The 10,211-nt window shown below is 64.2% G+C and carries 9 protein-coding genes; 3 read left to right on the top strand and 6 right to left on the bottom strand.

Annotated features, from left to right (window positions below; genetic code table 11):
• Positions 1–126: 126 nt before the first annotated feature.
• The 5 genes from P1U55_RS11720 to argH all read right to left on the bottom strand — a co-directional run bounded on the left by P1U55_RS11720 (position 127) and on the right by argH (position 6,663).
• A complete protein-coding gene (locus tag P1U55_RS11720; protein ID WP_301047771.1) occupies positions 127–2,757 on the bottom strand; it encodes a TIGR02302 family protein in 2,631 nt (876 codons plus the stop codon).
• Positions 2,758–2,797: 40 nt separating this feature from the next.
• Complete coding sequence (lysA, locus tag P1U55_RS11715; RefSeq protein ID WP_301047770.1) at positions 2,798–4,063, bottom strand: diaminopimelate decarboxylase; 1,266 nt, start codon at positions 4,061–4,063, stop codon at positions 2,798–2,800.
• 48 nt (positions 4,064–4,111) lie between these two features.
• Complete coding sequence (locus P1U55_RS11710) at positions 4,112–4,939, bottom strand: hypothetical protein (protein WP_301047769.1); 828 nt, start codon at positions 4,937–4,939, stop codon at positions 4,112–4,114.
• A gap of 138 nt (positions 4,940–5,077) precedes the next feature.
• On the bottom strand, positions 5,078–5,263 hold the full coding sequence (locus P1U55_RS11705; protein WP_301047767.1) for an argininosuccinate lyase: 186 nt from the start codon (positions 5,261–5,263) through the stop codon (positions 5,078–5,080).
• The gene (gene argH / locus P1U55_RS11700) at positions 5,260–6,663 is read right to left on the bottom strand and encodes an argininosuccinate lyase (RefSeq protein WP_301047766.1); all 1,404 of its coding nucleotides are present in this window, start codon (positions 6,661–6,663) and stop codon (positions 5,260–5,262) included. Before argH ends, P1U55_RS11705 begins: the two co-directional genes overlap by 4 nt.
• A gap of 22 nt (positions 6,664–6,685) precedes the next feature.
• Here argH and P1U55_RS11695 point away from each other — a divergent pair, with 22 nt between their 5' ends.
• Complete coding sequence (locus tag P1U55_RS11695; RefSeq protein ID WP_301047764.1) at positions 6,686–7,240, top strand: TlpA disulfide reductase family protein; 555 nt, start codon at positions 6,686–6,688, stop codon at positions 7,238–7,240.
• 71 nt (positions 7,241–7,311) lie between these two features.
• On the opposite strand, the gene P1U55_RS11690 is transcribed toward P1U55_RS11695, so the two are convergent.
• Entirely contained in the window at positions 7,312–7,896 is a 585-nt protein-coding gene (locus tag P1U55_RS11690) for a DNA-3-methyladenine glycosylase I (RefSeq protein WP_301047763.1), read from the bottom strand.
• 113 nt (positions 7,897–8,009) lie between these two features.
• Between P1U55_RS11690 and P1U55_RS11685 the strand changes: the two genes are divergently transcribed.
• Entirely contained in the window at positions 8,010–8,855 is an 846-nt protein-coding gene (locus P1U55_RS11685; protein WP_301047762.1) for an EAL domain-containing protein, read from the top strand.
• A gap of 168 nt (positions 8,856–9,023) precedes the next feature.
• Positions 9,024–10,199 (top strand): acetyl-CoA C-acetyltransferase, encoded by a 1,176-nt coding sequence (locus tag P1U55_RS11680; protein WP_301047761.1) that lies wholly within the window; start codon positions 9,024–9,026, stop codon positions 10,197–10,199.
• Positions 10,200–10,211 lie beyond the last annotated feature (12 nt).

Raw genomic sequence — 10,211 nt, 5'->3', positions numbered from 1 at the left:
ATATCAGCTCTGTCAACGCCGGACGGCTTTGGCTGGACGATCTGCTGCGCGGCGCGTCTTCAAGACAGTAATCCGGCTGCGGTAACCCCGGTTGCGGTTTTGTGGAAGCTGGCCTGTGCGGCGGGGTCAAAACCTGTCGAGCAGGCGGCGCAGGTATTCCAACTCAACATCCGGGCGGCCTTGCTCGGAGGAGCGTTTGCGGATTTCATCCAGCAGATCGCGCGCGCGGCGGTACACGTCTTCGCCCTCAAGCATGTGTTCTTCGGTGCCGAGCGGGCCGGTATCGCCCCGGTCGCGGCCCAGCGGATCGCGGCGGTCTGCCTCGCTGGCGCGGCCTACGTTTTCACCCTGCCCGCCTTGCTGTTGGCGCTGTTGTTCGGCCATGGCGCGGCCCAACTCGCGCATCCCTTCGCGCAGCCGCTCAATCGCCTGGCTCTGGTTGTCGATCGCGCCGGGCAGATCGCCCTCGCGCAGCGCCCCTTCGGCGCGGTCCATCGCCTCGCCGGCCTCATCAAGGGAGCGGCGGGCGGCATCGCCCTGTTCGGTGCCCGCGCCCGGCAGGCTGCCGCGCTGGCGTTCCAGCTCGCGGCGCAGGTCGCGCTGGCGTTGGGCAAGGGAGCGGGCATCCGGCTCGCCATTTTCGCCGCCGCGTTGCTGGCCCGGATTTTGCCCCTCGCCCTGCCCTTCATTCTGGCCTTCACCCTGGCCTTCGCCCTGCTGTTGGCCTTGCTGGCCTTCGCCCTGCTGGCCCGGCTGCTCGCCCTGGCCCTGTTGCCCATCGGGGTTGAACTGGTCCTGCAGGTCGCGGAAGGCCTCATCCGACAGGCCTTGCTGGTCGCGCAGGGTTTCGCCCAGCCCTTCCATCGCCTGATCGCCGGGGCTTTGCTGGCCCTGCCCGCCCTGCCCTTGGGTGACCTGCATGTTTTGCATCATCTGCATCATCTGATCGAGCAGCGCCTGCGCCTCGGCGGTGCGGCCCTGCTCCATCAACTCTTGCAGCTTGTCGAGCATGTCCTGCAAATCCTGCTGGCTCATCTCGATGCTTTCGCCCTGCTGGCCCGGCTGCTGCTGGTTCGGGTCCTGCTGCTGGGCAAGCTGGCGCATGTAATCCTGCATCGCCTGGCGCATCTCATCCATAAGCTGGGCGATTTCCTCGTCGGACGCGCCGTTCTTGATGGCCTCGGACAGCCGCTCCTGCGCGCGGCGCAGGCGCTCCAGCGCGTTGGAAAGCGTGCCTTCTTCGATGCGCAGGGCAATCTCCCAAAGCGCCTCGGCCAGCTCATCGCGCACCGCGCTCGACGGCTCGGGCAGGTTGGCCTCTAGGCGGCGCAGAACGGTGCGGATTTGCAGGTAGTTGCGCGGCTGGCCAAGCGGGTCGGCGGGCTTCCATGTGAGGGTGCGCAACACCTGGGCGGTGCGCGGCGCGTTCTTGCGAGACCAGAGCAGATCACGGCGCATTTCGATCAACGCTGCCGCCGCCGGATCAAAAAACCGACGTCCCGGCAGAACCACTTCTATCATGTCGCTTTCGCCGGTCTGGCCCTGAGCATCCGCCACGTGCAGATTGATCGTCACCGGCAGGTTGGCCCATGCGTGCTTTGAAAGATCGTCGATCAGGGTTTCTTCAAAGCTGCTGCGGTCGCCCGCGATTGTCATCGGCAGATCGAGCAGGATCGGCTCGCGCGGCTCGGGCGCCGCCACCAGCCCGTAACGGCGCTCGACGCCGGGCAGATCAAGGGCGATTTGCGCCTCACCGCTGACGATGCCGTAATCATCCTCGGCGCGGAAGGGTTGCTTTAGCTCGCCGGTCGCGGCCTTGTCCATTTCACCGGCAAAGGCGACTGTGGGTGCGGTATCGGGCAGCACCAGCACCTGCCACTCGCGCCCACCTGCACCGCTGATGGTGATTTCGCCGTCGCGGGCCACGGTGAAGCTGCGCACGCCGTCATCCACCGCAGGGGCGGCTGCCGGAATATCGCCAGCGGCGGTGGCGGTTTGATCCAGCAGTGCGGGATCGGACACATCCTGATCGACGCTGATCGCGCCAACCTCGCCGTAAAGGCGGATCGTCACCTTTGAGCCTGTGGGCACGGTAAATTCGGCCTGGTCAATGTCGTTCAGGTAGAGACTGGGTTTGCCGGTATAGGCGGGCGGCTCGATCCAGCCTTCCCATGTGGGGCCGGAGGCGAGCGCCGCGCCGGGGCCAGCGCCTGCGGCATCATCCAGCGAGGTCACGCGCCAGAGCGAGCCAAAGAGCAGCGCCGCCACCAGCGCCAGAAGGGCCGCATAGCGCAGCGCGTAGGGGTCACGGGCGGCGAGGCGCAGATCGGGGCGCACGGCCTTGGCGGCATCCACCCGCGCGGCCATCCGCTCGATATGGGCGTTCCACACAGCTTCGGAGCCGGTATCGCCCGCGCCAATCGCCTGGGTATCGGCCAAAGCCTTGATCGGGCGGCCGGGCAGCGTGGCATCCAGCCGCTCAACCACCTCGCGCCCCGAAGGGCGGCGATAGCGGTAGATGCCAAAGCCAATGGCGGCCAAAAGCGACAGCGCCCAGATGGCGCCCACGCCCCACACCCCTTCGGGTGGCAGAAAATCATGCAGGCCAAAGGCCACCGCTGCGATCACCGCAAAAAGCAGGGTCCACACCGGCCAGAACGCCCGCGTCAACCGTTCGGCGATCATCCCCATCCGCGTAAGCTGGAGGGGGCGCATCAGGCGCTTCAGGGCGCGGGAGCGGGCGGTATTCGGGTCCATGACCCTCCTTCGCGGGGCTTCGGATTCGGGCAAGGGTGCCTCAGATCCACTCTGGAACCTTATCGCGCGCAATCATTTCGTCAAAGGTCGGACGGGCGCGTATGACATCGAATTGATCGCCCTTCACCAGAACCTCGGGGATCAGCGGGCGGGAGTTGTATTCTGACGCCATGACAGCGCCGTAAGCCCCCGCCGAGCGGAAGGCGATGAGATCACCGGCGCCAACGGCGGGCATATTCCGCGCCTTGGCAAAGGTATCGCCGGATTCGCAGATTGGCCCAACGATATCAAAGGCGCGCTGCTCGGCGCCCGGCGCAGGCTCGACCACCGGCACAATATCATGATGGGCGCCGTACATTGCCGGGCGGGCAAGATCGTTCATCGCGGCATCAATGATCAGAAAATCGGTGCCGTCGCCGTCTTTCACATAGATCACGCTTGAAACCAGCAGCCCCGCATTGCCAGAGATCAGCCGCCCCGGCTCGATCTCGACCTCGCAGCCCAGATCCCCGACGCAGCGCTTGATGAGCGCGCCGTATTCAATCGGCAGCGGCGGGGCGGAATTGCTCCGCTCGTAAGGGATGCCAAGGCCGCCGCCCAGATCAAGCCGCGAAATCTCATGGCCCTCGCTGCGCAACTGGTGGGTAAGGTCGGCCACTTTGAGATAGGCCGCTTCAAATGGCTCCAACTGGGTGAGTTGCGAGCCGATGTGCACATCAATCCCCACCACCTTGATCCCCGGCAGCGCGGCGGCGCGGGCGTAGGCCTCAGAGGCGCGGCTGATCGGGATGCCGAACTTGTCGCCCTTCTTGCCGGTCGAGATTTTTTCGTGGGTTTTGGCATCCACATCGGGGTTCACCCGCACGGTGACGGGGGCTTCCACCCCAAGGCTGGTGGCGACCTCGCTCAGCGCCTCCATCTCCGGCTCGCTCTCGATGTTGAACTGGCGGATGCCGCCCTTGAGCGCGGTGGCCATCTCTTGCCGGGTTTTCCCAACGCCGGAAAACACGATCCGCTCGCCCGGCACCCCGGCGGCGATGGCGCGGGCATATTCCCCGCCCGAGACCACATCCATCCCGGCGCCAAGCTTGCCCAGAAAGGTGAGCACCGCCTGATTGGAAAGCGACTTCATCGCAAAGCAAATAGTGTGGTCGATCCCGTCGAGCGCCTCTTCGAACAGCTTGAAATGCCGCTCCAGCGTGGCGGTGGAATAAACATAGAACGGCGTGCCAACGCTGGCCGCGATATCGCTCAGCGGCACGTCTTCGGCATGCAAGATGCCGTTCCGGTAGAGAAAATGGTCCATCTGGGCTCCTCGAAGGCTCAGCGCGTCATAGCAGATGGGCGGGCGGGATCAATCGGAGAGCACGCCACCGGCCAGCAGTTCGGCGCGGGTGGGCCGCCAGAGGCCGGGGGGCGGCGTGGTGTGGACGCGGGCCACGAAGGCGGGTGAAAAGCCGCGCCGGGTGAGGAAGGCGCGGTCTTTCCGGGCCTCGTCTTCAGGGTTCACATGGCGGATCGGGCCGTAATTGGAGCTGTCACGCAGGGCGTAGCCATGAAAGCCAAGCGCGGCCTCGGGCGCAAGGCGGCGCGGCTGACCGGCGGCAAACACCAGCGTGCAGGCCGAAAAGCAGCGCGTGGTCACAAACGTTTCAAGCCCTGCCTCCTCGATCAACCGGGCCAGCCCGCGGGCGGCGTAGATATTGCCGCCATCGCTTTCAAGCGCGACCGAGGTGAGCGGCGCACCCGTGGCAAGGCGGGCCTCCAGCGCCTTGAAGTGATCATAGCTGATATCCCCGATGATCTGCACGCGTTGGCGCGTTTCAGGCAGGCGCGGCGCGGCCTGCGGCGGGCCGGTTGCGGTGACGGTGCGGGAGGGCAGATCGCGGGCGAGGAGGGTGACAGAAATCAGCAGCGCGGTGGCAGCGATGGAGCCATAGGCGGCAAAGCCCGCCATGGTAGAGCCTTCGCCCATCACCCGATCAGCGGCGCGAAACGCGCCGATCCAGAGCCAAAGCGCCACCGGGAGGTTCAGCGCCAGAAGCGCCCAAAGCGGCCAGTGGCCAAGCGTGGCATTGGCGATCCAAAGCAGGGCCATGCCGCCTGCCACCGGCCCGGCCAGCATCACCGGCACCGCAAGCGTGCCGTGCCAATGCCGGGAGAGGGGGCTGCCACGGGCCATGGAGCAAACCTAGCCCGCAAGGCCCGCCGTGGCAAAGGGGCCGGGCGTGTGGGGCGTGCCGAAGCAAATCAGTGCGCAAGCCCGCACCTGACCCCGATGCAAACGAACGCGGTGCTCGTCAGCAGCCCCGGCGTGGCTTCATTTGGAATAGTTGCTCGGATAGCCGGTGCGATAATCGCCGCCCGCGAAGCCCATTCCAACGGTGCCGGAAAGGTGGATGCCCGGCTCTGGAACATCGGCCTTGCGCCCAGGCACTTCGGGCTCACCATCCACACCGCAGCCCGCGAGGGCGAGCAGCGCAGCAAAGGTCATAAGGCGTTTCATGCGAGGCGTTCCTTCCATGCGTCAATCTGGGCGCACACGTTCTCGGGGGCGGTCCCGCCATAGGATGTGCGGCTTGCGACCGAATTTTCAACCGTCAGCACGTTGAAAACATCGTCGGTGATGCCCGCGTGGGCCTGCTGCATCTGGGCAAGCGACAGGTCTGGCAGGTCGCAACCTTCGGCCTCGGCCTTGGCAACCAGCGCGCCTGTTACGTGATGCGCCTCGCGGAAGGGCAGCCCCAGCACCCGCACCAGCCAATCGGCCAGATCGGTTGCGGTGGAAAACCCCGAGCCTGCGGCGGCGGCCAGCGCGGCGCGATTGGCTGTCATATCGGCGGCCATCCCGGCCATGGCGGCCAGCGCCAGCATCAGGTTATCGGCGGCGTCGAACACCTGCTCCTTATCTTCCTGCATGTCCTTTGAATAGGCCAGCGGCAGGCCCTTCATCACCGTCAGCAGGCCCACGTTGGCACCAAGGATACGGCCAATCTTGGCGCGCAGCAACTCGGCCGCATCGGGGTTCTTTTTCTGCGGCATGATGGAGGATCCGGTCGAGAATCGGTCAGACAGGGCCACAAAGCGGAACTGCGCCGAGGACCAGATCACCAGCTCTTCCGCAAGGCGGCTGAGGTGCATCGCACAAATGCTGGCAGCGGCGAGGAATTCGAGCGCGAAGTCACGATCAGCCACCGCATCAAGCGAATTGGCCATGGGCCGCGCAAAGCCCAGCGCCTTGGCGGTCATCTCGCGGTCAATCGGAAAGCTGGTGCCTGCGAGGGCGGCCGCACCAAGCGGGCTTTCGTTCATCCGCTCGCGGGCATCGGCAAAACGCGCGGCATCGCGGCCCAGCATCTCGACATAGGCCAGCATGTGATGGCCCCAGGTGACCGGCTGCGCGGTTTGCAAATGGGTAAAGCCCGGCATCACCCAATCGGCCCCCGCCTCGGCCTGCCCGAGCAAGGCCTCCTGCACCGCGCGGATGGCCCCCTGCACGGCATCACACTGGTCACGCACCCACATGCGAAAATCGAGCGCCACCTGATCGTTGCGCGAACGCCCCGTGTGCAGCCGCTTGCCCGCCTCGCCGATATGCTCCACCAACCGCGCCTCGACATTCATGTGAATGTCCTCCAGCGCCGCCGAAAATTCAAAGGTTCCGCCCTCGATCTCTGACATGACCGTGAGCAGGCCTTCCCGGATCGCCTCGGCATCGCTAGGAGAGATGATGCCGGTGGCCCCAAGCATGGCCGCATGGGCGCGCGAGCCTGCGATATCCTGCGCGGCGAGGCGCTGATCGAAGCTGATCGAGGCGTTGATCGCCTCCATGATCGCATCGGGACCGTCGGCAAAACGCCCGCCCCACATTGCGTTGGAGCCGGGCTTGGTGGAATTGTCTGTCATCGGGCAGCCTGAGAGGTTTGAAATGAAAGCGTTCTTCGCAGCGGTTATCTACACGGCCCTTGTCACCTGTGCAAACGCGGGCGACGTTGCCGCGCTTGAGGCGCTGCGCGACGGCTCGATGAAAAAGCTGGCGGTGCACAGCGCCCCCCTCGAAGTGCCTGGCGAGGCGTTTGACGGGCCGGACGGTCCAGCAACCCTGGCCGATTTTGCCGGGGAGGTGGTCGTGGTTAACTTCTGGGCCACTTGGTGTGCGCCCTGCCGCAAGGAAATGCCCGCGCTATCGGCCCTGCAAGAAGAGCTGAAAGGCCAGCCCGCCCGCGTTGTGACCATCGCCACCGGGCGCAACCCGGAAGGCGCCGTGACCCGCTTCATGAAGGAGATCGAGGTGGGCAACCTGCCGATCTACCGTGACCCGCGCCAGCAACTCGCGCGGCGCATGGCGGTGTTGGGCCTGCCGGTAACGGTGATTCTCGATGCCAAGGGGCGCGAGGTCGCCCGGCTCACAGGCGATGCGGACTGGGACAGCGAAAGCGCCAAAGCCATCATCGCGGCCCTTGTCGCCGAAGCTGCCGAATAGGGCGAAACGCCCGCAATGGTCATTTTCTTGCTGAAAATATCCAAATAATCAAAGGAATGCGCCGCAGGCGCTCATTTGGATCGCGCTTCGCCCAAGGCGGCACAGGGGCCATGGCGCGGGCAGGTGACGAGGTGATCGTTGACCATGCCGACCGCCTCCATAAAGGCATAAACAATAGTGGGGCCGCAGAATCGGAAGCCGCGTTTCTTCAAATCTTTCGATATTTGAGTCGATAAAGGCGTGAAAGCGGGCACCTCGGCGAGGCTTTCCCAGCGGTTTTGCAGCGGCGCATGGTCCACGTAGCTCCACAGAAAGTGTGAAAACCCTCCCTCATCTTCGATTTTCAGCCAGGCCTGCGCATTGGTGATGGTCGCTGCAATCTTGCCACGATGGCGGATAATTCCGGCATCACCAAGCAACCGGATGACCTCCGCTTCGCCCCATCCGGCAATCACCTGCGGCTCAAAGCCCGCAAAGGCCGCGCGGAAATTGTCTCGCTTTTTCAGAATGGTAATCCAGCTTAGCCCGGCCTGAAAGCCATCGAGCACCAGCTTCTCAAACAGCGCCCGCCCGTCCCATTCAGGCACGCCCCATTCCTCATCATGGTAGGCCTCATAAATCGGATCGGTGCCGACCCAGCCACAGCGCTCACCCATCCTTTGGCCCCCGTAGGAAAAATTCAAATCGCATTAGAACAAAATGTGAATATTCAACACTTGTTAGGGGTGCAAGGTGCATCTTGCCTGAGTGAGAAACGACGGAGAGCAAAATGATCGCAGCGAAGCCCCGGCACAAAGCTGAGTTTGAGGTGAGCGACACCTCGCCATTAGGTGCTGCGGTCAAGCAGCGCGACGCGGACATTCTGCGCATGGTGCGTTCGGCGCTTGATCGGCGCGATGTGTTGCTGGCGTTTCAGCCTGTCGTCAACGCGCGCAACCACGCCAGCACCGCGTTTTACGAAGGGCTCATCCGGGTGCTGGATGATACCGGGCGGGTGATTCCCGCAGGCGAGTTCATTGATGCCTGCGAAACCAATGAGGTGGGCCGCATCATTGATTGCCTATCGCTGGAGATGGGCCTGAAAGCGCTGGCCGAGGCCCCTTCCCTGCGGCTTTCGATCAACATGTCGGCCCGTTCCATCGGCTATCCGCGCTGGATGCAAACGCTGGAGCGCGGCCTTGCAGCAGATGCCACGCTGGCTGAGCGGCTGATCATTGAAATCACCGAATCCTCCGCCATCGTGCTGCCCGATATCACCTCGGTTTTCATGCTGGATTTGCAGATGCGCGGCGTTGCCTTTGCGCTGGATGATTTTGGCGCGGGCTACACGGCGTTTCGCTACTTCAAGGATTTCTTTTTCGACATCATCAAGATCGACGGGCAGTTCGTCCGTGGAATCGCGCAATCCCCTGACAACCGGGTGATTTGTGAGGCCATGGTCTCGATCGCGCGGCATTTTGATATGTTCACCGTGGCCGAATTCGTCGAAACTGCCGAAGACGCCGCCGTGCTGGCCGAGATCGGGGTGGATTGCTTGCAGGGCTACCATTTCTCCGCCCCCACAACCGCACCCGCCTGGAAAGAGTTTCCCCGCTCGCTGCGCCGCACCGGCTAGGCCAGCCTTCGCCCATGGGGCGACAAGGTGCAGCACCGGCCCAGCCGCACCCTTGCGTCACCCCGCGCCAGTCTCTACCCATATAAATAATCCGGTGAGGTGACGCCGGGCGTTGAAGGTTTGCGCGCGACGTCACCCCGCCCTGCCTGGATTGGAAAGGACTTTCTTATGACCAACGTCGTTATCGTCTCCGCCGCACGGACCCCTGTGGGCTCGTTCCTTGGTTCGTTCGCCAACACCCCCGCACATGACCTTGGAACCGCCGTGCTTGAGGCCGTCGTAGCGCGCGCCGGCATTGAAAAAGGCGAGGTTTCCCAAACGATCCTTGGCCAGGTGCTGACCGCCGGACAGGGCCAAAACCCGGCCCGCCAAGCCCATATCAACGCGGGCCTTCCAATTGAGAGCGCGGCCTGGGGCATCAACCAGGTGTGCGGTTCGGGTCTTCGTTCTGTGGCGCTTGGTGCGCAGCACATCCAGCTTGGCGATGCTGCCATCGTGGCCGCTGGCGGGCAGGAAAGCATGTCGGTCTCGACCCATTGCGCCGGGCTGCGCCAGGGCCAGAAGATGGGCGACATGAAATTCATCGACACGATGATCCGCGATGGTTTGTGGGATGCCTTCAACGGCTATCACATGGGCCAGACCGCCGAGAACATCGCCACCAAATGGCAGATCACCCGCGAACAGCAGGATGAGTTTGCCGTGGCCTCCCAAAACAAGGCCGAAGCCGCCCAGAAAGCGGGCAAGTTCGCGGATGAGATCACCCCCTTCACCATCAAGTCCCGCAAGGGCGAGACGGTGGTGGACCAGGATGAATACATCCGCCACGGCGCCACCATGGAAGCCATGCAAAAGCTGCGCCCCGCCTTCACCAAGGACGGCTCGGTGACGGCTGCAAACGCTTCGGGCCTGAACGATGGCGCCGCCGCCGTTTTGCTGATGAGCGCCGAAGAGGCTGAAAAGCGTGGGCTTGAACCGCTGGCGCGCATCGCCTCTCACGCCACCGCAGGCGTTGACCCGGCGATCATGGGCAGCGGCCCGATCCCCGCCTCGCGCGCCGCGCTGGAAAAGGCAGGTTGGTCGGTGGGCGACCTTGACCTGGTGGAAGCCAACGAAGCCTTCGCCGCGCAGGCCTGCGCCGTCAACCATGACATGGGCTGGGACCCGGCAATCGTGAACGTCAACGGCGGCGCCATCGCCATTGGCCATCCGATCGGCGCTTCCGGCTGCCGGGTGCTCAACACGCTGCTCTTTGAAATGAAGCGCCGCGACGCCAAGAAAGGCCTTGCAACGCTGTGCATTGGCGGCGGCATGGGCGTGGCCATGTGCCTTGAGCGCCCGTAAACACGCGCGACA

Origin of the sequence: Vannielia sp., from assembly GCF_029212645.1 — a bacterium.
In the GTDB taxonomy this organism is placed as follows: domain Bacteria; phylum Pseudomonadota; class Alphaproteobacteria; order Rhodobacterales; family Rhodobacteraceae; genus Vannielia.
The sequence above is the reverse complement of the archived record's forward strand: the minus strand, read 5'-3'. Positions and strand labels throughout refer to the sequence as shown.